Annotated in this window: 22 protein-coding genes; 11 read left to right on the top strand and 11 right to left on the bottom strand. The window is 68.3% G+C overall.

The features are described from left to right. Nucleotides 1-59: 59 nt before the first annotated feature. Nucleotides 60-815, bottom strand: a complete 756-nt coding sequence (locus tag ABD210_RS03065) for a polysaccharide lyase family 7 protein (RefSeq protein ID WP_344108413.1) — start codon at nucleotides 813-815, stop codon at nucleotides 60-62. A 419-nt stretch (nucleotides 816-1,234) separates the two neighbouring features. On the opposite strand from ABD210_RS03065, the gene ABD210_RS03060 reads away from it, so the two are divergent. The 3 genes from ABD210_RS03060 (at nucleotide 1,235) to ABD210_RS03050 (ending at nucleotide 3,796) form a co-directional block, all read left to right on the top strand. Next, nucleotides 1,235-1,633, top strand: a complete 399-nt coding sequence (locus ABD210_RS03060; RefSeq protein WP_344108411.1) for a hypothetical protein — start codon at nucleotides 1,235-1,237, stop codon at nucleotides 1,631-1,633. A gap of 262 nt (nucleotides 1,634-1,895) precedes the next feature. After that, entirely contained in the window at nucleotides 1,896-3,485 is a 1,590-nt protein-coding gene (gene cimA / locus ABD210_RS03055; protein WP_344108409.1) for a citramalate synthase, read from the top strand. After that, nucleotides 3,482-3,796: a hypothetical protein gene (locus tag ABD210_RS03050; protein WP_344108406.1), complete on the top strand. Its 315-nt coding sequence runs from the start codon at nucleotides 3,482-3,484 to the stop codon at nucleotides 3,794-3,796. Before cimA ends, ABD210_RS03050 begins: the two co-directional genes overlap by 4 nt. A gap of 41 nt (nucleotides 3,797-3,837) precedes the next feature. On the opposite strand, the gene ABD210_RS03045 is transcribed toward ABD210_RS03050, so the two are convergent. The 5 genes from ABD210_RS03045 to ABD210_RS03025 all read right to left on the bottom strand — a co-directional run bounded on the left by ABD210_RS03045 (nucleotide 3,838) and on the right by ABD210_RS03025 (nucleotide 8,761). Then, entirely contained in the window at nucleotides 3,838-4,392 is a 555-nt protein-coding gene (locus tag ABD210_RS03045) for a hemerythrin domain-containing protein (protein WP_344108404.1), read from the bottom strand. A gap of 107 nt (nucleotides 4,393-4,499) precedes the next feature. Then, nucleotides 4,500-5,060 carry a hemerythrin domain-containing protein gene (locus ABD210_RS03040; protein ID WP_344108401.1) on the bottom strand — a complete coding sequence of 187 codons (561 nt, stop codon included), beginning with the start codon at nucleotides 5,058-5,060 and terminating at the stop codon, nucleotides 4,500-4,502. 613 nt (nucleotides 5,061-5,673) lie between these two features. Beyond that, nucleotides 5,674-6,933, bottom strand: a complete 1,260-nt coding sequence (locus ABD210_RS03035) for an MGH1-like glycoside hydrolase domain-containing protein (protein ID WP_344108397.1) — start codon at nucleotides 6,931-6,933, stop codon at nucleotides 5,674-5,676. Next, nucleotides 6,930-7,742, bottom strand: a complete 813-nt coding sequence (locus ABD210_RS03030; RefSeq protein ID WP_344108395.1) for a sugar phosphate isomerase/epimerase family protein — start codon at nucleotides 7,740-7,742, stop codon at nucleotides 6,930-6,932. The genes ABD210_RS03035 and ABD210_RS03030 overlap by 4 nt, the downstream gene beginning before the upstream one ends. Continuing rightward, nucleotides 7,742-8,761, bottom strand: coding sequence for a zinc-binding dehydrogenase (locus ABD210_RS03025; protein ID WP_344108393.1), 1,020 nt, complete (start codon nucleotides 8,759-8,761; stop codon nucleotides 7,742-7,744). The genes ABD210_RS03030 and ABD210_RS03025 overlap by 1 nt, the downstream gene beginning before the upstream one ends. A gap of 88 nt (nucleotides 8,762-8,849) precedes the next feature. On the opposite strand from ABD210_RS03025, the gene ABD210_RS03020 reads away from it, so the two are divergent. From ABD210_RS03020 to ABD210_RS03000, 5 genes are read left to right on the top strand one after another with little or no spacing between them, the layout of a single operon-like run. Further along, nucleotides 8,850-10,247 carry an ABC transporter substrate-binding protein gene (locus ABD210_RS03020; RefSeq protein ID WP_344108391.1) on the top strand — a complete coding sequence of 466 codons (1,398 nt, stop codon included), beginning with the start codon at nucleotides 8,850-8,852 and terminating at the stop codon, nucleotides 10,245-10,247. Nucleotides 10,248-10,254: 7 nt separating this feature from the next. After that, complete coding sequence (locus ABD210_RS03015) at nucleotides 10,255-11,241, top strand: carbohydrate ABC transporter permease (protein ID WP_344108389.1); 987 nt, start codon at nucleotides 10,255-10,257, stop codon at nucleotides 11,239-11,241. Beyond that, nucleotides 11,238-12,104 (top strand): carbohydrate ABC transporter permease, encoded by an 867-nt coding sequence (locus tag ABD210_RS03010; RefSeq protein ID WP_344108387.1) that lies wholly within the window; start codon nucleotides 11,238-11,240, stop codon nucleotides 12,102-12,104. The genes ABD210_RS03015 and ABD210_RS03010 overlap by 4 nt, the downstream gene beginning before the upstream one ends. Continuing rightward, nucleotides 12,085-13,251, top strand: a complete 1,167-nt coding sequence (locus ABD210_RS03005; RefSeq protein ID WP_344108385.1) for an ROK family protein — start codon at nucleotides 12,085-12,087, stop codon at nucleotides 13,249-13,251. The genes ABD210_RS03010 and ABD210_RS03005 overlap by 20 nt, the downstream gene beginning before the upstream one ends. Before the next feature lie 58 nt (nucleotides 13,252-13,309). Then, a complete protein-coding gene (locus ABD210_RS03000) occupies nucleotides 13,310-13,993 on the top strand; it encodes an HAD family hydrolase (protein WP_344108383.1) in 684 nt (227 codons plus the stop codon). Between the two features lie 21 nt (nucleotides 13,994-14,014). Here ABD210_RS03000 and ABD210_RS02995 read toward each other — a convergent pair whose 3' ends face one another. The 5 genes from ABD210_RS02995 to ABD210_RS02975 all read right to left on the bottom strand — a co-directional run bounded on the left by ABD210_RS02995 (nucleotide 14,015) and on the right by ABD210_RS02975 (nucleotide 17,713). Further along, a complete protein-coding gene (locus tag ABD210_RS02995) occupies nucleotides 14,015-14,179 on the bottom strand; it encodes a hypothetical protein (protein WP_425552612.1) in 165 nt (54 codons plus the stop codon). Between the two features lie 90 nt (nucleotides 14,180-14,269). Then, nucleotides 14,270-14,851 (bottom strand): DinB family protein, encoded by a 582-nt coding sequence (locus ABD210_RS02990; protein WP_344108381.1) that lies wholly within the window; start codon nucleotides 14,849-14,851, stop codon nucleotides 14,270-14,272. Between the two features lie 80 nt (nucleotides 14,852-14,931). Then, a complete protein-coding gene (locus ABD210_RS02985; protein WP_344108379.1) occupies nucleotides 14,932-16,221 on the bottom strand; it encodes a Fic family protein in 1,290 nt (429 codons plus the stop codon). Between the two features lie 95 nt (nucleotides 16,222-16,316). After that, the gene (locus tag ABD210_RS02980) at nucleotides 16,317-17,114 is read right to left on the bottom strand and encodes a 3-methyladenine DNA glycosylase (RefSeq protein ID WP_344108377.1); all 798 of its coding nucleotides are present in this window, start codon (nucleotides 17,112-17,114) and stop codon (nucleotides 16,317-16,319) included. A gap of 107 nt (nucleotides 17,115-17,221) precedes the next feature. Then, nucleotides 17,222-17,713: a GNAT family N-acetyltransferase gene (locus ABD210_RS02975; RefSeq protein ID WP_344108375.1), complete on the bottom strand. Its 492-nt coding sequence runs from the start codon at nucleotides 17,711-17,713 to the stop codon at nucleotides 17,222-17,224. A gap of 69 nt (nucleotides 17,714-17,782) precedes the next feature. Here ABD210_RS02975 and ABD210_RS02970 point away from each other — a divergent pair, with 69 nt between their 5' ends. The 3 genes from ABD210_RS02970 to ABD210_RS02960 are packed head-to-tail and all read left to right on the top strand — an operon-like array spanning nucleotide 17,783 to nucleotide 21,075. Next, nucleotides 17,783-18,571, top strand: a complete 789-nt coding sequence (locus ABD210_RS02970; RefSeq protein ID WP_344108373.1) for a fumarylacetoacetate hydrolase family protein — start codon at nucleotides 17,783-17,785, stop codon at nucleotides 18,569-18,571. After that, nucleotides 18,564-20,111: a glutamate--tRNA ligase gene (gene gltX / locus ABD210_RS02965; RefSeq protein ID WP_344108370.1), complete on the top strand. Its 1,548-nt coding sequence runs from the start codon at nucleotides 18,564-18,566 to the stop codon at nucleotides 20,109-20,111. Before ABD210_RS02970 ends, gltX begins: the two co-directional genes overlap by 8 nt. Before the next feature lie 4 nt (nucleotides 20,112-20,115). Continuing rightward, complete coding sequence (locus ABD210_RS02960) at nucleotides 20,116-21,075, top strand: CPBP family intramembrane glutamic endopeptidase (protein WP_344108367.1); 960 nt, start codon at nucleotides 20,116-20,118, stop codon at nucleotides 21,073-21,075. Nucleotides 21,076-21,181: the final 106 nt, after the last annotated feature.

Genomic DNA, 21,181 nt, shown 5'->3' with positions numbered 1-21,181 from the left:
GCGTCCGAAGAACCCGGGGTCCTGCCCCACGGTTCTTCGGACGCAAGCGCGTTAGGGGGTCAGGTGTGCTGGACGGTGAGCGAGTAGATGACCGCTTCGCCGTAGTTGGTCGCGCTGCAGGGGGACGAGTTGTCGCAGTTGGCCTGGGTGTAGGCGCCAGCCTTGAAGTACCCGCCGGAGAAGTCCTTGGAGATCGTGCTCACCAGGACGCCGTTGTAGTACGCCTCGATCTTGCCGTCGCCGACCACGAACTTCGCCTGGAACCGGGTGCCGAGCGCGTAGGTGCTGGTGATCAGCTTGTGGTGCGGGGCGTCGCCGTCGGTCAGGTAGAGCTTCGTGCCCTCCAGCCGGAACACCGACACGTCGTCGTCGGCATCGTGGATCTGCGCCGTCACCAGATGCGGTTTCTCGGCAGGCAACCTGGTCACAGCCTCGTCGACGATCAGCGTGTGCGTGCCCGAGGTCGAGGACCAGTCGGCCTTCTCCTGCCCGTTGTCCGTCATCTCGCGAAGCTCCGATCGCGGGTAGCTGGAGCCGCTCGTGGTGACGCCGTCGACCGGCGCGCGGAACCGTACTCCCTTGCCTTCGATAACGAAGTACGGGTCCTCGGCGTAGTCGGCGAGCTCAGGCTGCTTGACCTCGGCCGGTTTGCCTTCGGATCCGGTCGGCAGGGTGAGCTTCCAGTTCGTCAGCTCCAGTACGCCGGCCGGCGTGCCCTCAGACGTGCCGGCCGGTACGGCGCCGGATGCCGGGCCGAGCATGATCGCTGACGGTACAAGCACCAGTACGGCGGTGAGTAGCGTGCGGGCCTTCATCGGAGACCTCCTTCTGGAACGGTGCAGCCACGAGTATTTGCCGACAGCAATGACCATGACCCCGCCTGACCGGACCCTGCCATCTCAGCTCGTCCCAGCTCGTCTCAACTCGTCCAGGGCGGCAGGTCCTCGACGTCGCGGGTGCCGCGGAGCCGAGTGCCCACCCAGCAGAGCGCCGAGCGGGAACAGGCTCATCATCAGGAATCGCAGGGTGGCGTTGACCCGGCCGAGCATCCGTTCCGGGTAGGGCGTCGCAAGGGGTGGGGCACGCTACCGGCCTGCGGTGCCGGGGGTCAACCGAGGCTGTGGACAGCGCTATTCATAGGAACTTCTCAGGTGCGGGCTGTGGGCAATCGTTCGCGCAGTGTCAGTCGCGTTGGGTAGGGTCGGGGCCACGTTTCCGACCCGAGGGCGAGGGCATGAGCAGCTTCCCGGACGACGCCGAGGCCTACTACGCGGAGCTTGCGCGCGGTCGCGACTGGCCGACCGAGACTGTGCGCGCGATCCGCTCGACGGTCGAGCTGATCCGCGACCTCGACCGCGGTACTGCGCCGCGCACGTTCGGGGCGCGGGCGGATGAGGACAACACGGACTGGCTATACGAGGCGGTCTGGCACGAGCGCGAGTGGGTAGTGGTCCGGCAGCTCGGCGCCGCCGAGGACGGCACGATCACCCGGTACTGGTGGCAGCGCCTGGAGGACGACGAGGGGATGCTCACCGACCAGGCGCTGGACCGCGACGAGTGGCAGCTCCGCCCGCTCAGCCGGGACGACTTCTACGCCGCGTGGGACGACCCGGGCTGGTCCCTTACCGCCTGAGCCGGCAACAACCTGGACTCTGCCGCACGCCGCAGTACTGGTCGCAGTACTGGATGTTCGCGTTTCGAGACAATTCGCCGCGGTTTGGACCTCGTGTGGCAGAGTGTGAGCTGTCATGAAGATCTACCGGGTCATCATTAGCTAGGCGCGCTCAGCAAGCAGTACCTGAGCGCGCAGACCTCTCGCACCTTGCGGGAGGTTTTTTGTTTGCCCCAGACGACCCCGGCGCACCGCCAGTCAGCCACCACGGAAGGCAACGATCGTGAGCACAGCCGACGATTTCCATGTCTACGACACGACTCTGCGCGACGGCGCGCAGCAGGAGGGTCTGGCGCTGTCCGTGGCCGACAAGATCGCCATCGCGCAGCACCTGGACGACTTGGGCGTCGGATTCATCGAGGGCGGCTGGCCGGGCGCGGTGCCCAAGGACACCGAGTTCTTCGCGCGGGCCCGGACCGAGCTGCACCTGCGGAACGCGACCTTCGCGGCCTTCGGGGCGACCCGCAAGCCCGGCGGCAAGGCGGCCGACGACCCGCAGGTCGCCGCGTTGCGGGACTCCGGCGCCGACGTCGTCACCTTGGTTGCCAAGAGCCATGACGCACACGTCGAGCGCGCGCTCCGCACGAATCTCGACGAGAACCTGAGGATGGTCGCCGACACGGTTCAGCATCTTCGGGAGAACGGTCAGCGGGTCTTCCTCGACACCGAGCACTTCTTCGACGGCTACCGCGCCAACCGTGCGTATGCGTTGGAGGTAGTACGAGTAGCGGCTGAAGCCGGGGCGGACGTAGTCGCCTTGTGCGACACCAACGGCGGCACGCTCCCGCGCGAACTGCAGGACATCGTCCGCGACGTGCTGGAGAACACGGGTGCGCGGCTCGGCATCCACTGCCACAACGATGCCGGTTGTGCGGTCGCCAATTCGATCGCCGCCGTCGAGGCCGGCTGCACGCACGTGCAGGGCACGATCAACGGGTACGGCGAGCGCACCGGCAACGCGGATCTCCTCGCGGTCGTGGCGAACCTCGAGCTCAAGCGCGAGATGACCCTTCTCCCGGCCGGCCGCCTGGCCGAGTCGTTCCGGATCGCGCACGCGATCGCCGAAGTGACGAACGTGCCGCCGTCGACCCGGCAGCCGTACGTCGGAGTGTCTGCCTTCGCCCACAAGGCGGGGCTGCACGCCAGCGCCATCAAGGTGGATCCCGACCTCTACCAGCACACGGATCCGGCCCTGGTCGGCAACGACATGCGCATGCTCGTCTCGGAGATGGCCGGCCGGGCGAGCGTCGAACTGAAGGGCCGCGAGCTCGGCTTCGACCTGGGCAGCGACCGCGAACTGGTCAGCCGGGTGACCGACCGGGTCAAGGAGATGGAGTCCCGCGGCTACACCTTCGAGGCCGCGGACGCGTCGTTTGAGCTGCTGCTGACCGAGGAGGTCACCGGCGCCCGGGCCAGCTTCTTCGACGTCGAGTCGTGGCGGGTGATCACCGAGTCGCGCGCAGACGGTGAGGCCGTCTCGGAGTCCACGGTGAAGCTGGTCGCCGGTGGTGAGCGCGAGGTCGTCACCGGTGAGGGCAACGGCCCGGTCAACGCCCTGGACCACGCACTGCGGGCCGCGATCGAGCGTGCCTACCCGGTGGTGAACAAGTTCGACCTGGTCGACTACAAGGTGCGGATCCTGGACCAGGGGCACGGCACCGATGCGGTGATCAGAGTCCTGATCGAGACGGCCGACGGGGAAGGTTCCTGGGTCACGGTCGGCGTCGGGCACAACATCGTGGAGGCATCCTGGGAGGCGCTGGTCGACGGCGTCACCTACGGCCTCCTCCGCCACAAGGAGGTGGCCCGATGACGCTCCTCGCCCCAAGCCCAGCTGCCGCACGCAGTACGGCTGCAGCCAGTACTGCGGACGCCGCGCCCGCGTATCTCGCACCCGAACCGGCCGAGCGGGTCCTCACTGTGTTCACCGCGGAGGTGGTCGAGACGCGCGGGATGCTCGCACGGATCGCCGTCCTGCTGAACCCGTACGACGTGCGCGAGCTGAAGTTGTGCCTCGAGACGTGCACGCTGCGAGTGGTCGTCGAAGGTGCGGGCTTCGACGCCGGCCGGGTAGCGGCCCGCCTGGACAAGGTCATCGGCGTCCTCGACGTCACCTACAGCTGAACGGCCACCTGCGCCTGTGCGCGTCAATCACAGCCAGGAGCTCATTTGTTGAGGGCTGAGCGGATGAGGTCGCGGGCGCGGTCCATGATCGCGGCGGGCGGTCCTGCCAGCAGGTTCTCGGCAGCGGTTTCGACGCCCGGGTGAGGCCGGGTGGGTGCTGTCGCCTCGGCGACTCGCGCGGCCTTCGCCATCGTGTGCAACTGCTCGGGGTCGTACATCGCCCGCAGCCGTGGGAACTCCTCGCCTTCCTCGTGCCTGGCATGGGCCAGTACGGCGTCGCGCAGTTTCCTCAGCAGGGTGTCGAAGCCTTCGCCGTCAGGGCCTAGGTCGTCCAGCTCCGAGAGCATCTCCTTTGCGTCGTGCTCCTCCGACAGGCGGGCGTCGACGATAGCGTTTCCGTTCTCCCCGCTGCGGGCCGCTGGGTGCACGATCTCCTCTTCGGCGGTCTCGTGGACGGCCAGCAGTCGCACCAGGTTTCGGAAGGTGTCTCGCCGTTCGTCGCCCGTCGCGGTCTCCAGGTCGGTGAAGAGCCCGCGGATCTCGAGGTGCTGCCGAAGCAACAGCTCGATGACGTCCTCGTCGTCCTTGGCGTTCATGTCATTCCTCCAATGCTGGCCGCACCCCGGTCAGGTGATCGTCTGTCGGGCGCGCGGTACCCCGGCCGCACAGAACCAATCGCCTCATCAGCTGGCCGAACCCGAGGTCACCGCCGGAGGACCTCGCGGATCAGGTCCCGGGCGCGGTCCATGATCGCCGCGGGTGGTCCGAGCAGCAGGTTCTCCGCGGCGGTCTCGACGCCCGGGTGCGGGTGCGTCGGGGCGATGGCCTCAGCCGCCCGGGCCGCCTTGGCCATGGTGCGCAGCTTCTTCTCGTCGTACTCCGCGCGCAGCCGAGGGAACTCCTCCTGCTCCTCGTGCTCGGCGTGCGCCTCCACTGCTTCGCGCAACTGGGCCAGCTTCGCGTCGAAGGCCTCGGCATCCGGGCCGAGCTCGTCGAGCTCGGCGAGGATCTCCTTGGCCGAGTGCTCCTCGGCGAGCCGCGCCTCGACGACCTCCTGACCACCGGATGCCTTCCGCACGGCCGGGTGGACGATTTCCTCCTCGGCGGTCTCGTGGATGGCGAGCAGCCGGACGAGATCGCGGAATGTGTCCTCCCGCAGTTTGCCGGTCGCGACCTCGAGGGTGATGAACAGCGACCGGATCTCACCGTGTTGCCTGACCAGCAGCGCGACGACGTCCTCATCCGTGCGGGTGGTCGTGGCCATGCCTGCCTCCTCTGAACGGCTCCGACGTGCGGTACCCCTCACACGCCGTCCGAACCAGCGCAGCCGCGCTCCGCGCTCGTGCTCCACGCTCCGCGCTGACACCTTGCGTTGACGCCTTGCGTCCGAAGGGGTGCGGGGCAGGACCCGCGGGTCTTCGGACGCAACGGGTAGCGCGGAGCGCGTCGGCGTGGAGGGCGTCGTGTTGGCGCCTTGTGTCCGAAGGGGTGCGGGGCAGGACCCCTGGGTCTTCGGACGCAGCGGGTGGGGCGGAGCGCGTTAGCGGCCGGCGTGGGGGGCGTCGTGTTGGCGCCTTGTGTCCGAAGGGGTGCGGGGCAGGACCCCTGGGTCTTCGGACGCAGCGGGTAGCGGGCAGCGCGTTAGCGGCCGGCGTGGAGGGCGTCGTGTTGGCGCCTTGTGTCCGAAGGGGTGCGGGGCAGGACCCCTGGGTCTTCGGACGCAGCGGGTAGCGCGGAGCGCGTCGGCGTGGGGGGCGTCGCGCTGGCGTCCTTGTGTCCGAAGGGGTGCGGGGCAGGACCCGCGGGTCTTCGGACGCAACGGGTAGCGGGCAGCGCGTCAGCGGCCGGCGCGGCCGGCGCGGCGGGCGCGGCGGCGGTCAGGGCTGCTCGAGGTCGAGGGCGAGCGCCGCTGTCCAGCTGAAGTCGCGGGCGCCGCGGGGCTCGCCGGTGTGGGGATCCACGTACTCGGCGAATCCTGTGGTCGCGGCCAGTTCCAGTACGTCGGTACGCAGCGTCGCGGCGAGATCCGTACGGCCGAGGCCTACCAGACCGCGGTGGATCAGCCAGGCGGTGTTGAACCAGCTGGGCCCACGCCAGTATCGGCCGGGCTCGAACGCGGGCCCGGTCAGGTCGTAGCTCGGCACCATCCGCACTTCACCGAACCGGAACCGCGGCCCACACGCAGTCGCCAAGAGCTCCTCGGCCTCCACCAGGCCAGGCACGATCAGCGGTACCAGCCCGGAGATGGTGCCAGCAGCAACCAATCGTTCGCTCTCCAGGTCGCGGGCTTCGAAGATGCCGTCGGCGAACAGGGTGCTCAGGGATGAGGTCAGCGCGGCAGCAGCCTTCAGGTGCGGGACCGGGTCGAGCGAAAGCGCCGAAGCGATCTCGGCGAGCGCGTGTTCCGAGGCGATCAGCAACGCGTTGAAGCACGGATCTTCCAGCGCGAAGGCGAAGGGCGTCCGGCCGTCGTCGTAGCCGTGGTCGCGGTAGGTCGCGGCGAGCTGGACGTAGCGCCCGTAGTCCAGGTCGGTCGGACGGTCGGAGTCGCTCGCGTGGTCGGTGTCGCGCCGGGTGAAGGACTCCAGCGGCGCCGGCTCGACCCGTGCCAGCGCGGCATCCCACGCCGGGCTGTTGTCCATCCCGGACTCCCACGGGTGCACGATCGCGACCAGCCCGCGTCCACCCAGATCCCTGCGGTCGCGGAGATAGGCGTGCCAGGCGACCAGTTTCGGGTAGACCCGGGCCAGGAAGTTCCGGCGTACCGACTCGTCGGAGTCGGCGAGGTGGGTGAGCCAGGCGGCGAGTGCGTGCACTGGCGGCTGGATGATGCCCGAGGTCTCCACGCCGCCCTGAGTGACGGCCTGCCAGAAGTCGGGGCCGGGGAAGTAGGCGTCGCGGGCGACGGCAGGGGAGAAGCTGATGTGCGGGATCCGCCCGTCGGCCCACTGGGAGCCGAGCAACGACTCCAACTCCACCTGGGCGCGGCGCGGGGACAGGTGCCGCAGGCCGATCGCGATGAACGCCGAGTCCCAGCTCCACTGATGCGGGTAGAGCGAATGCGACGGCACGGTCGAGTGCCCGGTCCAGTTGCCGAGCAGGACCCGGGCGGCCTGTTGCCTGATCGATGCCGTCACACATACCGCCGGACGACGGAGGGGATCGAGCGAACGGCCTCGACCGGATCTCCACTGAGCCGGCACTCGACCGCGAGGTACCGGTCGTAGCCGATCGCGTCGAGCGCACCGAGGAACGCGGCCCAGTCGAGGTGCCCGGCGCCCGGCTGCAACCGGTTCGAGTCGCTCAACTGGACGTGACCGATGTAGGGGGCGGCGGCAACGATCGAGCCGGGCGGATCGGCCTGCTCGATGTTCATGTGATAGCTGTCGATGCCGATCCGGACCGAGTCCAGTCCGACCTCGCGAATCAGGTCAGCGGCCTGCTCGAGCCGGTTGACCATGTGGTCCTCGTAGCGGTTGAGCGGCTCCAGGAACAGCTCGACCCCTTCGGACGCCGCGTGCTCACCGAGCTGACGGAGCCCGTCCAGCAGCACCTCGCGATCGCCCGCCTCGTCGCGCGGCGGCTCGAAGGGAGGCAGCCGCCTGGAGAACATCCCGTACGACGCGGGCGTCTGCGCGCCGAGTCCGCCGAGCTCGGCGATCACCGAGAGCTGGGACTTCAGCTGCTCCAGGGCATCCGCGCGCTGGTCAGGGTCGAACGCCCCGAAGAAGTGCAGCATGTCCACACAGACGGTCGGCATCACCACGCCGTCCGCCTGGGCCTTGCGGAGCTCGGGCAGTCGGTCGCGGAACGAGAGATCGCCCTTGCCGCGCAGCTCGATCGCGTCGTAGCCGGCCGCGACGGCGAAGTCCCACTTCTGCTGCAACGTTCCCCCTGGCAACAGTTGCTCCTGGCATGCGATCTTCATCGAAATTCCAGCAGGCATCAGAACTCCAGCAGGATCTGCAGGGCGTCACCAGGACGCGTGTCGAGCAGGGTGTAGGCGTCGGCCGCATCCTCGATCGGGACGCGGTGACTGATCAGTGGTTCGACGTCGACGGCGCCCTTGCCGACGAGGCTGAGGAAGGTGGTCTGGAGGCGGTCGACCGACCACCGGCCGGCCAGCTCGGGCGGTACTCCGCCGATCTGCGAGCTGACCAGCTCGACCCGGTTGTGGTGGAACTCCTCGCCGAGCCGGAGGCCGTCGCCCTCGCCCTGGTAGAAGCCCGAGGCAACCACCCGGCCGGATACCCCCACGGAACGGATCGCCTCGTGCAGCGCGGCGTACACGCCACTGAGCTCGATCGCCGTGTCGGCTCTGCCCAGGCCACGGATCGCCTCAGCCGCAGTACCGGGTGCGAAGGATTCGACTGCGCCAAAGCGGAGGGACTCTTTGCGCCGCGACTCGACCGCGTCGACCGTGACCACCCGGGCTCCGCTCAAGGTGGCGAGCCGGGTGGCGAGCAGCCCGATCACGCCCTGGCCGAAGATCGCGACCAGTTCGCCGAGGTTGATCCGAGCGGACAGGACCGCGTTGAACGCGATCGCGCCGACCCGGGCGAAGGCCGCCGCGGCCAGATCCACGCCGGCGGGGAGCTGGTGGCCGATGAGCTTCTCGGCCGGGACGATCGCTTCGCTGCGGTGGCCCCAGATGCCCCAGACCTGGTCGCCGACCGACAAGCCCTCGACGCCGTCGCCGAGTTCGGTCACCTCGCCGGTCTCGGAGTAGCCCCAGCCGACGACGGGGAAGGAGACCCCGGCGCTGGAGTCGCGGAACAGCCGCGCGTCGGGATCCCAGGTCCTGGTCAGGTACGGGTTCGTGCCGCGGTAGGCGGTCAGCTCGGTGCCGGCAGAGATGCCGGAGTACGCCGTCTTCACTCTGATGTGCCCGGGCGGTACCTCCTCGGGCTTGAACTCCACCACCTCTGCCTGGCGGGGCGCGGTGAATTGGACGACGCGAGCCACGGGAACCTCCACGAACGGTGAACTTAGGTCTTGTCAAAATACAATAGTCCTGATGTTATGCGTGATGTAAGCCTGATGAGGAGGATGTATGTCACGCTCCCGGTGGATCAGGGCGCTCGCGACACTGAGCTCTCTCCTGGTGATCTCCGGTCTGGCCGTGTCCTGCGGCAACGACTCCGGTGCCGCAGACCAGCGCAGCATCACGGTGTGGTCGCTCGAGAACGTCTCCGGCCGACTGGAGACCACCCGCGCGATCCTGCAGAAGTTCACCGCTGACACCGGCATCCAGGTCAAGCTGGTCGGTGTCGACGAGCCGCAGCTGCCGCAGCTGGTGATGGCCGCCGCGGCTGCCGGCAAGCTGCCCGACGTGATCGGCGCGGTCCCGCTCGCCGCGGTTCAGCAGATGTCCAGCAACGGCCTGCTCAACCCGGATGTCGCGAAGCAGGTGGTCGGCGATCTCGGTGAGAACACGTTCAATGCGCAGGCGCTCCAATTGACCCGCAACGGCGACCAGCAGCTCGCAGTACCGTCGGACGGCTGGACGCAGTTGCTGTTCTACCGCAAGGACCTGTTCGCTGCGGCCGGGTTGGCCGAGCCGACGACGTACGACGCGATCCAGCAGGCGGCCCAGACGCTGAACAAGGGCGGAGTCGAGGGGATCTCGCTGGCGACCGATCCATCGGACCCGTTCACTCAGCAGAGCTTCGAGCATCTCGCGCTCGCGAACGGCTGCCAGCTGGTCGGGTCCGACGGCAAGGTCGCACTCGACAGCCCCGCTTGCCAAAACACGTTCAGGTTCTACGGCGACCTGGCCACGAAGTACTCCGCGGCCGGCACCCAGACGGTCGACTCCACCAGGGCGACGTACTTCGCGGGCAAGTCGGCGATGGTCGTCTGGTCCTCGTTCCTGCTGGACGAGCTCGCGGGCCTGCGGGAGGACGCATTGCCGAGCTGCGAGCAGTGCGCGAAGGACAAGGGCTGGCTGGCTCGTAACACGGGCGTGGTCACCGCGGTCCAGGGTCCGGACGGCAAGGCGCCTGCGCAGTTCGGCGAGGTGGGCAGCTGGGCGGTGACCAAGACGGCGAAAGCCGATGCCGCCCGGCAGTTCATCGAGTACATGATGGATCAGGGCTACGAGCAGTGGTTCGGTATGGCTGCCGAAGGCAAGTTCCCGGTCCGCCGCGGCACGGCCGCGGAGCCCGACGTGTTCGAGAAGGCTTGGGACAAGGCGGACATCGGCGTGGACACGCGCAAGCCGCTCGCGTCCATCTACTCCGCGCCCGTGATCAACGAACTGCGGGACGGGCTCGGCAAGATGCAGCGCTGGGGTATCACCGAGGGGCAGGGTGCCCTGGTCGGCGCGACCCTCGGCGAACTCCCGGTGCCGAAGGCGATCAGCGCGCTGGCCAGTGGACAGGTGACAGCCGACGAGGCCGCCCAGCAGGCGACCGCCGACGTCACCTCGATCCAGGATTCCCTCGGGTGAGGCGGAAATGACAACCGTGACAGAACGACCGCCGGCCACCGAGCCGCCGGTTCAGAAGCCGCAGCGGAAGAACACCCTGCGCGGGCAGGAGAACCGGGCCGGCCTGGTGCTGGTCTCACCGACCTTCGTGATCGTGCTGGTCGTCGTGGTGCTGCCGATCCTCTGGACGGTGGTGCTGGCGTTCCAGAACGTCCGGCTGGTGGATATCCAGAGCCAGGGACTGTGGGGCAACTGGACTCTGCACAACTTCCAACGGGTCTTCAGCTCGCCCGGCTTCTGGTCGTCGCTGTGGACAACGGTCGTCTACACGATCGGCTCGACGCTCGGCTCGATCGCGGTCGGCCTGATCGCCGCGCTCGCGCTGCGCAAGCCGTTCCGCGGCCGCGCGCTGATCCGTGGCGCGATGCTCCTGCCGTACGTCGCTCCGGTGGTGGCCGTCGCGTTCGTGTGGCAGGTCCTGCTCAGTCCCGACCTCGGGGTGGTGAACCACTGGGGCGTGAACGTGTTCGGCTGGGACCGGCCGATCGCGTTCCTGACGCAGCGCTCCTATGACGTCTGGGGCGTGCCGATCCCGATGGCGCTGTTCACCGTGATCGCGTTCGAGACCTGGCGGTACTTCCCGTTCGCGTTCCTCTTCCTGCTGGCCCGGCTACAGGCGGTGCCGGCGGTGCTCGAGGAGGCCGCGGTAGTGGACGGGACCACACCGTGGCAGCGGTTCAGGTTCATCCTGCTGCCGCAGTTGCTGCCGGTGATCGCATTGTTGTCGGTGTTGCGCTTCATCATGACGTTCAACAAGTTCGACGACGTCTACCTGCTGACCGGGGGTGGCGCCGGCACCGACGTGGTCGCAGTACGGGTCTATCGCTTCCTGACGGCACGGTTCGACGTCGGGCTCGCGTCGGCGCAGGCCGTCGTGCTCGCGGTCGTGTTGATCGTGCTGCTAGGCCTCTACTTCAAGTTCTTCGGCCGTCGGGTGCAGGAGGAGCAGTCGTGAGCAGGGCCGCGTTCCAGGAGAAGTTCTTCGGCATCATGCGCTGGGTGGTGATCGCCGTCCTGGTGGTGGCGACGCTCTTCCCCTTCTATTACATGCTGTTGTTGTCGGTGAAGCCGATCGACAACCTGCTGCTGGACCCGGGCCAGATCTGGGTGACCGCGAGCGAGTTCACCATCGACTCCTACCGGTCCGTGCTGACCTCGGTCGAGAACGGCGGCCAAGGATTCCTGGTGATGCTGCGGAACTCGGCGCTGGTCTCGATCGGCGCGGTGATCCTGACTCTGCTGGTCGCGATCCCCGGCGCGTACGCGGTCAGCCGGTTGCGGTTCACCGGGCAGCGCAAGGTCAGCGCGCTCTTCCTCGGGGTCTACCTGTTCCCGGCGACGCTGCTCGCCGTACCGCTGTTCGTGATGTTCGCGAAGGCGGGGCTGCAGGGCAGCCTGGTCGGGCTGGTCATCGTCTACATCGCGCAGACCGTGCCGGTGGCGATCTACATGCTGCGCAGCTACTTCACCACCGTGCCGATCAGCGTCGAGGAGGCCGCGGCGCTGGACGGCCTGTCCCGGCTGTCGATCGTACGGCGGATCGTGCTGCCGCTGGCGGCGCCGTCGGTGATGGCGACCGGGCTGTACGTTTTCATGATCGCGTGGAACGAGTTTCTGTTCGCGCTCCTCTTCCTGGCAGCGGAGCCGGACCATTGGACCGTGTCCCTCGGGCTGCAACAGCTCGCGAACGGGGTCGAGGTGCCGAAGACTGTGCTGATGGCTGGGTCGGTGGTGCTGACGCTGCCGGTGGTACTCATGTTCTACGGCGCCGAGCGGTTGCTGACGGAGGGATTGACGAGTGGGGCAGACAAGGGCTGACGGGGCAACTTCCGCGGGTCACCTGCTGCAACTGGTCCGGAGCGGTCAGGCCGGGACCCGGGGCGAGTTGCAGCAGCTGACCGGCCTGTCCCGCTCAACTCTTGGGCTGCGGCTCGAGCCGTTGCTTCGCCGTGGCTGGTTGGGTGAGGCCGGCTCGACGGCCTCGACCGGTGGGCGGCCGCCGACCGCACTGCGCTTCGACCCGGACCACGCCGTCGTGCTGACCGCGGATCTGGACACCCGGCATGCCCGTGCCGCTGTGCTGGACCTCGCCGGATCGTTGGTCGCGGAGAAGTCGGGCGAGCTGGTGGTCGCGGACGGGCCCTCGGTGGTGCTCGACACGCTGGGGGATTGGTTCGGTGCCCTGCTGGCGGAGGCCGGGCGGCCGGTCGACCAGGTCGCCGGGATCGGGTTGTCGGTGCCCGGGCCGGTGGAGTTCGACACCGGGCTGGTGATCCGGCCGCCGATCATGCCGGGCTGGGACGAGTACCCGATCCGGGATCACCTGCGGCGGCGGTTCGACGTGCCGGTGCTGGTGGACAACGACGCGAACGCGATGGCACTGGGGGAGCAGGCGGCGGGATTTGCGGACTGTCCGGCCTTCGTGCTGGTGAAGGTGTCCACAGGAATCGGTGCCGGGGTGGTGATCGACGACTCGGTCTTCCGCGGGATCGACGGCGGAGCGGGGGATATCGGGCACATCCGGGTGCGGGATGCGGGTGATGCGAAGTGCCAGTGCGGCTCGCTCGGCTGTCTCGCCGCGGTGGCGAGTGGTGGAGCAGTCGCCGCCGCGTTGACCGACCTGGGGGTCACCGCGCGCTCCGGCGCCGACGTACGGGCGTTGCTTGCGGCGGGTCAGCCGGACGCCTTGCGGTTGGCGCGTGAGGCCGGCCGGCGGGTGGGTGAGGTGCTGGCGACAGTGGTGAGCGTGCTGAACCCCGGGGTGCTGATGATTGCGGGGGATCTGGCCGGCAACCACTTCGTCACCGGCGTCCACGAGGTGCTCTATCAGGCGACGCTGCCGCGGGCGACCCGGCACCTGGAAGTCGTGACGGGCCGCCTCGCCGAACGTGCCGCCCTGCAGGGTATGGCCCGCCTCGTGGTCGACGAGGTCTACTCCCCGGCCGCGGTCGACGCCCGGCTCTGAGCCATCACCCTTGCGCCGGACCGCGATTCCAGCAGCGGCCATCGGGTACCTGGCTCAGATGACCGACACGATTCTCTTCGACATCGACGGCACGCTCGTGGACACGAACTACCACCACGCCGTCGCGTGGTTCCGCGCCTTCCGTCGGTACGACGTGACCGTGCCGGTCTGGCGGATCCACCGGGCCATCGGCATGGGTGGAGACCGCCTGGTCTCGGCCGTGGCGGGCGAGCATGTCGAGGCCCAGTACGGCGACCAGGTCCGGACGGCCTGGAAGGAGGAGTTCGACCCGATGCTCGGGGAGGTCGAGCCGTTCGATGGAGCTCGCGACGTACTGGTCGCCGTGAAGGACCTCGGTCATCGGTTGGTGCTGGCCAGTTCAGGCGCCCGGGAGCACGTCGAGCACTACGTGGAGATGCTCGGGTTCGAGAAGATCGGGGACCGTTGGATCAGCGGCGACGACGCCCCGGCGACGAAGCCCGATCCGCAACTGTTGCTGGTCGCGCTCGACGGATTCGACGACGGGCGCGCGGTGATGATCGGCGACTCGGTCTGGGACTGCGAGGCGGCGAAGCGAATCAACGTGCCCTGTGTGGCGTTGCGGGCCGGCGGTTTCGGCGCCGACGAACTCAAGTCCGCCGGCGCCGCCCGGGTCTACGACTCCCTCACCGAGTTGCTTGTCTTCCTCGACGACCTACCGCTCGGCGAGGTGATCCGTCCCAAACCGGTCGATCACAGGTGAGCCCGGTCATTCCCGGGTCCGTCAGTCCCAGCTGAGGCCGCCGCCGGACTGGTACTCGATGACGCGGGTCTCGAAGAAGTTCTTCTCCTTCTTCAGGTCCATCACCTCCGACATCCAGCCGAACGGGTTGCGGGTCTCGCCGTAGATCGGGGCCAGGCCGAGCTGCTCGGCCCGGCGGTCGCACATCTTGTGTCTGCGGACGGCCTAACGCCTTCGAACAGGTCTACGACCTGGCCACCAAAGCCTTCTCCTGACCTTGCGCTCCGGGCTCGGGACTCAGGCGGCCAGGGCATGGAGGTCCTGCAGCGTCATGATCTCGGAGCCGTGGTGGATGAGCTCCCGGTTGAGTCGGAGCACCACGTGGCCGAACGGCTCGGCCGCGTCGAGCTCGGTCGCCTGGCTCAGCCCGACCGCCATCACCTGCTCCTCGTCGAGCGCCGCGATCGACTCCTGCCACGAGTCGACCCAGTGCGCCAACCACGCCACCGCGTCGCTCGCGTTGCCGTGCAGGGTGATGTCCGCGCGCCCTTGCCGCTTCCCGCCGAACGTCCACTCCCAGCGCTCGAAGAAGGTCTCCGTCAGGTGGGCGATCAGCCAGGCGATCGTCCGTGGACCCCGGTGGTCCGGCTCGTCGGGCCACTGGGCGACCCACTCACCCGAGCCGAGTGACCTGAACCGTCCCGCGTACTGACGGCGTACGACGGTCAGGGCCTCGCTGCTCGGCCGCCAGAAATACTCCTCGTCGGTCAGCGCCGCGAGCCGCCCCGACAACACCATCCAGCTGAAGCCGAGCTGACCCCGCACCATCGCCATCGCCGATGGTCGTTGCAGGATGTCCCAGTCGAACGGCTCCGGCATCACAGTCCCTCACACTCCCCGTTGATTCACGGCTCGAACGTATGTTCGAATTGAACCTCGGGCATCGAGTAGAAGTCAACTCACCGGTGTGTCGGTCGCGGCAATGACGGAACCGGTCTGCTAGGCGGCTCGATCCGGGTATCCGCGGCCGGGCTGGCGAAGCGGCGTTCGAGCAGGGTGAAGGCCTCGATGAGCTCGGGCGCCTCGTAGACGCGGTTCCTGCGGGCGTCGGTGATCTCGCGGAGCACGCCGACCTCGACCAGCCGGGCGAGGGCCTGGTTGGCGGCCTGCTGTGATCTGCCGATCAGCCGGGCCGCGGCCGCGAGGGTGAGCACGGGAGCCGCAGGCAAGGTCTCGATGAGCAGTTCGACCGCGGAACCGGCTCGAAGCGGGGTCGCCCGTTCGCGCCAGGTTGCCTTGAGCTCGGCGGCGGTCCGTTCGAAGCGAGCCGCCTCGGCCGTTGCATGAGTGCAGGCAGTCGCAAACATGAGGAGCCACTCGTTGGCCGCGCTGCGAGCACGAGGACTGGTCGGTTTGCCCGTATACCTGAACGCCGTCAGCGCTTCGACGTACTGCGTGGCGTGCGTGGCCAGTGATAGCGACACCGGCGGGACGGTCCGTTCGACGAGTCCCTCCGCCCGCAGGATCAGGTGGATCAGCGCGCGGCCGGTTCGACCGTTGCCATCGGCAAAGGGGTGGATGGTCTCGAACTGCGCGTGCGCGATCCCGGCTTTCGCCAGCACCGGCAGGGCAGACTCGCGCACGAACGCCATCAGATCCGCCAGCAGATCGGGGACCAGCTGCGCCGGCGGCGGCACATAGTACGCCTCGGCGGGGGAGCGGCCACCGATCCAGTTCTGCAGATGCCGCACCTCGCCGCCGAACTCCGGATCCGGCGAGTGCGCCATCAGCCGCCGATGCGCCTCGAGTAGATGCTCCACCTCGAGCTTGTCGCCGGCGTGCACAGACTCGGTCACCCAGGTCATCGCGTCGACCGCACCGAGCACTTCCTCCGCGGTGACGTCGTGATGGCGGGCGTTGTCCCTGAGCGCCTCGGCCTTCAACAGCCGCCGCGCCCCCACCACCAGCCCCTCGATCTGCGACGACCCGACAGCCTCGGCCCGCAACAACAACCGCGCCAACGCCTCACTGTTGGTCAGCACCGCGGCTGTCGCATCAAGCCTGGCCAGATCTCCAGCCGCATCCTCCAAAGCCGCCAGCACGTCATCGCTCAGGTCGAACTGCCGTCCGATCAACCCGTCCGGGAAGTACAACTCGTACGACCCGCCCAGCCGCTCAGCCCGGGTGAATCCGTCCGGATGCCCCGGCCACCGATGCAACTCCACTCGCGCCATGACTCCGAGTCTCACTTATTCAAGGTTAATAGACAACCTTGAACAAGCCGCCGGTCGCCGCGCCGCGCCGCCGTACAGGCAGGGAATGCAAGCGCTTGGAGCGCCGGCGGTCAGAGCGGAAGGAGTTGGTTGCAGAGGTCCACCAGGCGTACCCGGAGATGGCGCGCTCTTTCGGCGAAGGATCGCTGGGCTGCGGCGTACGTCGCCTTGCCGGCAGCAGTCTCGATCGGGATCGGGTCGTAGCCGAGGTCCGCGAAGTCGTACGGCGACGCTCGCATGTCGAGAGCCCGGATGTCGCGCGCTAGCTCGAAGCAGTCCAGCACCAAGGAGCTGGGGGTGAACGGCATCAGCTTCGAGGCCCATTTGTAGAGGTCCATGTTGGCGTGGAGGCAACCGCCCTGTTCCAGCGCGGGCTGGGCCTCGCGGGTGGGCTGCAGGACGTTCAATGGCCGAGCCGGTTCGGTGAAGAACCGGAAGGCGTCGAAGTGGGAGCAGGCGATCTTGTGCGACTCGACCACCCGATCAGTGCCCTCGGCTCCCAGCCGGAGCGGCCACGAGTGGCGGACCTCCTCAGACTGCTGCCGGTAGACCATCGCCCATTCGTGCAGACCGAAGCAGCCGAACTGTGCCGGACGCCCGACCGTTGCCGTCAGCAACGCCCGGATCCAGCTGATCGACTCGGTCCGGCGCGCGATCTCGTCCGGATCCAGCTGCGCCGCGCCCCCGGCGTACAGGTAGCCGCGCTTTCCCTCGTACTGCGGGGCGCCGAGCAGCCGGATTCCGGGCCCGGGGTGCCAGACGCGGAGCTGGTTGGGCCGGGTCGGGTAATAGGTGAAGAGGAAGTCCTCGACCGGATGTGGTTCGCGGCGCCGACGGCGGTCCAGGTGGTCGGCAAGCAACAGGTCCACGCGAGCAACGTGGGCAGCCTGCAAGGGCTCCCACTCAGCGGGTCGAAGGGTCGTCAGGGAATCGGCTTCGACCACGGTTGCCGATCCAGGGTGGGCTTCGATCACGGTCACAGGTCCAGGGAGAAGGCGAACAGGTCGACGCCGGGACGGGGGGACCAGTCGCGGTCGGGGAGACGGGTGAAGCCGAGCCGCCCGTAGATCCGGTGGGCCGCGGTCATATTGGTGGCGCTGGACAGCACGACCCGGTTGAAGCCGAGCTCGCGCGAGCGGTCGATGCAGTGCCGGCTGAGTGCCGTCCCGACGCCCAGGCCGCGCGCCTTCGGGGAGACCCCGAGCATCCGGAACTCGCCCTCGTCGTCCTGCCCGATCTCGCGATAGACCGAGCCGGGCGCACAGTAGGTGACGGTGCCGAGCAGTTCCGTGGCGTTCGCCGCGACCCAGAGCTCGGCCTTGGCCGCCCGGTCCGCCGCCGAGCGCAGCGTCTGCCCGTAGTCGGATCCCGCGGGGATGAAGTCGTCGTTCGCGTAGGCATCGGCGGTCAGCTCGCCGACCTCGTCGTACTCGGCGGGCAGGGCGAGCCGGATGTCAGTCGTCACCATGTAACTGTCTCACTCCGGCGCGGCGGTAGGCTCGTGGCCGTTCATCCCTACCTTGAGCAAAGGCCTGAAGTGCGTATCGCCAGATTCTCCGTGGACGACGAGCCGAAGTACGGCGTCGTCGAGACCGACGACCCCGAGGGGCTCGTCGGCACAGTCGCCGTCCTCGACTCGGACCCGTTGTACCGGCCCGTCCAGTTCACCGGCGAGCAGCTGCAACTGGCGGACGTCCGGCTGCTGGCTCCGGTGATCCCGCGCAGCAAGGTGGTCTGCGTCGGACGGAACTACCTCGCGCACGCGGAGGAGCTGGGCAACGAGGTGCCGAAGGAGCCGCTGATCTTCCTGAAGCCGAACACCTCGGTGATCGGCCCGCGGGACGGCATCGTCTACCCCGAGCAGACCAACGACCTGCACTTCGAGGGCGAGCTGGCGATCGTGATCGGACGGATCTGCCGCGATCTGCCGAAGGAACGCGTGCAGGAGGTCATCTTCGGGTACACGATCGCCAACGACGTGACCGCGCGGGACCTGCAGAAGACCGACGGTCAGTGGGCACGCGCTAAGGGGTATGACACGTTCTGCCCGCTGGGCCCGTGGATCAGCACCGAGCTGGACGTCTCCGACGTACAGGTCACCACGACGCTGAACGGCGAGGAGAAGCAGAACGGACGGACCTCGCAGTTCATCTTCGACATCCCGGAGGTGCTGGCCTACATCACCTCTTTCACCACGCTGCTGCCCGGCGACGTGGTGCTCACCGGCACCCCCGCGGGAGTCGGCCCGATGCTGCCCGGCGACGAGGTCGCGATCAGCATCGAAGGACTCGGAACTCTGACGAACAAGGTGATCGTGCGTGACTGACAGGCCTGCCCCGACCGACGACGGTGCCGTCAGCGTCCTGGGCACCTTGGAACCGAGCCAGGTGCGAGTGCGCTTCCCACCGTCACCGACGGGCAACATGCATGTCGGCAACATCCGGAGCGCCCTGTTCAACTGGGCATTCGCCCGCCACTTCGGTGGCAAGCTGGTGCTCCGGATCGAGGACACCGACACCGCCCGTAACAGCCCCGAGGCGCTGCAGTACACCCTCGATTCGCTGCACTGGCTGGGCATCGACTGGGACGAGGGACCCGAGGTCGGCGGCGAGTACGGTCCGTACCTGCAGTCCGAGCGGCTCGACATCTACCGCGACGTGGTCGAGAGGCTGCTGGCAGCGGGCAAGGCGTACTACTGCTACTGCTCGCAGGAAGAGCTCGACCAGCGCCGCGAGGCCGCTCGCTCTGCCGGCCAGCACAGTGGGTACGACGGCCACTGCCGCGCGCTGACCGCTGAGCAGGTGCAGGCGTACGTCGACGAGGGCCGCCGGCCGGTGGTTCGCCTCCGAATGCCGGACCGGCCCATCAGGTTCAACGACCTGGTCCGAGGGGAGATCACGTTCCTGCCCGAGAACCTGGGCGACTACGTGCTGGTCCGAGCCAACGGTCACCCGCTCTACCCACTGGTGAACCCGGTGGACGACGCCCTGATGGAGATCACCCACGTGCTGCGTGGCGAGGACCTGCTGTCCTCGACGCCCCGGCAGATCGCGCTGTATGAGGCGCTGGCGGAGATCGGCGTCGGCAATGGGCGTACGCCGCTGTTCGGGCACCTGCCGTTCGTGATGGGCGAGGGCAACAAGAAGCTGTCGAAGCGCGACCCGAGCTCCGGTCTCGACGAGTACATGCAGCGCGGGTTCCTGCCCGAGGGCCTGCTGAACTACCTGGCCCTGCTCGGCTGGTCGATCGCGGACGACCGTGACGTCTTCACCATGGACGAGATGATCAAGGCGTTCGACATCCGCAAGGTGAATGCGAACGCGGCCCGGTTCGACCCGAAGAAGGCCGAGGCGATCAACGCGTCGCACATGCGTCTGCTGGCTCCCGACGAGTTCGCCAAACGCGTGATCCCCTACCTGGCCAAGGCCGGGCTGCTGCCGGCCGAGCCGTCCGCGGAGCAGCTTTCCGTCCTCCAGGCGGCGGTGCCGCTGGTGCAGGAGCGGATGAACACGCTCTCGGAGTCGGTCGAGATGCTCGGCTTCCTGTTCGTCGACGAGTCCGCTTTCTCGATCGACCCCGACTCGGCCGCGAAGGTGCTGACCGGGGACGCCGCCGCCGTACTGGAGGCGACCTCGAAGGCGCTCGAGGGGCTCAGTGAGTGGAAGACCGAGGCGATCGAGGCCGCGCTGCGTGAGTCGCTGATCGACGGGCTCGGGCTGAAGCCGAAGAACGCGTTCGGCCCGGTCCGGGTGGCGATCTCGGGGCGGCGGATCTCGCCGCCGTTGTTCGAGTCGCTGGAACTGCTCGGCCGGGAGCGCTCGCTCAGCAGGCTGGAGCGCGCCCGCGCCTCGCTGTCGACGGACTGACCAGATGTCGTACGACGCGACGCCCCGCCCCGGGTCCACCGCCGACGTACGCGACGCCGGTCCGCAGCCGTACCACCGGTTGCTGCGGACCCCGGTGACGCAGGGGTGGACCGTCGTGCTCGGCGCGTTCGCCATCTTCGCCGGGTGGATCTTCGCGAGCTTGGTGATCCTGACGATCCAGATGGGGATCCGGAAGGACCCCGAGGGGACGGTCTCGTGGCTGGGGCTGCTCGCCACGAACCTGTCGCTGATCGTGCTGATCCCGCTGAGCATGCTGGTCGCGACGAGGCTGAACCACCAGACGCCCGGGTTGCTCTCGTCTGTGGTCGGCAAGATCCGCTGGCGGGCGCTGGCGTGGTTCGCGGCGGCCGCGCTGGCGCTAGAGCTGGTGATGATCGGGATCGTCCAGGCGTTCGGTGTGGACGTGCTCGGCTCGGGGGGCGGGGTCGCTAAGGACGCGGCGGCCGTGATCGCGGTGACCTTGCTGACCTCGACGTTCCAGGCCGCGGGGGAGGAGTACTTCTTCCGCGGCTACCTGATGCAGGCCGTCGGCACTTTCGTGCGCAGCCCGCTGGCCGCGGTGCTGGCGACCACGGTGCTGTTCACCATGGCGCACGGGATCTGGCCGTGGCAGAGCCCGGCGTTGTTCCTGGACAGGTTCGCGTTCGGCCTCGTGGCCGGGTTCCTCGTCATCCGGACCGGTGGGCTGGAGGCGTCGATCGCGGCGCACGCGGCGAACAACGTGGTGACCTTCGTGTTCGCGGCGTTGACCAATTCCGTCGGCGCCAGCCTTGGGGCCAAGGACGCGCCCTGGTCGCTGGTGGCGCTCGATGTGGCGAAGTTCGCCGCCTTCGGGGCGGTCGCGTTGCTGCTGGCCCGTAAGCAGCGGTTGCAGACGACCTGCGACCTGCCGCTGGTGGTTCCGCCGGGGCCCGGTGTGGGTCCGGGGACGAGGCTGGTGTGACGGGAGTGACAGCCGGTGAGCCGCACCCCGTTTTGGTGTCTGGCACCTTGCTCGGGTAGGCTCAGCGGGCCAGGTTGTGAGGGCGGAAACAAACTCACAATCGCAG

The sequence above is a fragment of the Kribbella alba genome (assembly GCF_039529635.1).
GTDB lineage: Bacteria > Actinomycetota > Actinomycetes > Propionibacteriales > Kribbellaceae > Kribbella > Kribbella alba.
The sequence above is the reverse complement of the archived record's forward strand: the minus strand, read 5'-3'. Positions and strand labels throughout refer to the sequence as shown.

Excerpts from the sequence above, each read along its gene's own strand:
- ABD210_RS03000 (WP_344108383.1), top strand. The coding sequence starts at position 13,310 with ATGACCGACACGATTCTCTTCGACATCGACGGCACGCTCGTGGACACG.
- ABD210_RS02990 (WP_344108381.1), bottom strand. The coding sequence starts at position 14,851 with ATGCCGGAGCCGTTCGACTGGGACATCCTGCAACGACCATCGGCGATG.
- ABD210_RS02975 (WP_344108375.1), bottom strand. The coding sequence starts at position 17,713 with ATGGTGACGACTGACATCCGGCTCGCCCTGCCCGCCGAGTACGACGAG.
- ABD210_RS03045 (WP_344108404.1), bottom strand. The coding sequence starts at position 4,392 with ATGAACGCCAAGGACGACGAGGACGTCATCGAGCTGTTGCTTCGGCAG.
- ABD210_RS03040 (WP_344108401.1), bottom strand. The coding sequence starts at position 5,060 with ATGGCCACGACCACCCGCACGGATGAGGACGTCGTCGCGCTGCTGGTC.
- ABD210_RS03015 (WP_344108389.1), top strand. The coding sequence starts at position 10,255 with ATGACAACCGTGACAGAACGACCGCCGGCCACCGAGCCGCCGGTTCAG.
- ABD210_RS03060 (WP_344108411.1), top strand. The coding sequence starts at position 1,235 with ATGAGCAGCTTCCCGGACGACGCCGAGGCCTACTACGCGGAGCTTGCG.
- ABD210_RS03020 (WP_344108391.1), top strand. The coding sequence starts at position 8,850 with ATGTCACGCTCCCGGTGGATCAGGGCGCTCGCGACACTGAGCTCTCTC.
- ABD210_RS03065 (WP_344108413.1), bottom strand. The coding sequence starts at position 815 with ATGAAGGCCCGCACGCTACTCACCGCCGTACTGGTGCTTGTACCGTCA.
- ABD210_RS02995 (WP_425552612.1), bottom strand. The coding sequence starts at position 14,179 with ATGTGCGACCGCCGGGCCGAGCAGCTCGGCCTGGCCCCGATCTACGGC.
- ABD210_RS03050 (WP_344108406.1), top strand. The coding sequence starts at position 3,482 with ATGACGCTCCTCGCCCCAAGCCCAGCTGCCGCACGCAGTACGGCTGCA.
- ABD210_RS02960 (WP_344108367.1), top strand. The coding sequence starts at position 20,116 with ATGTCGTACGACGCGACGCCCCGCCCCGGGTCCACCGCCGACGTACGC.
- ABD210_RS03030 (WP_344108395.1), bottom strand. The coding sequence starts at position 7,742 with ATGCCTGCTGGAATTTCGATGAAGATCGCATGCCAGGAGCAACTGTTG.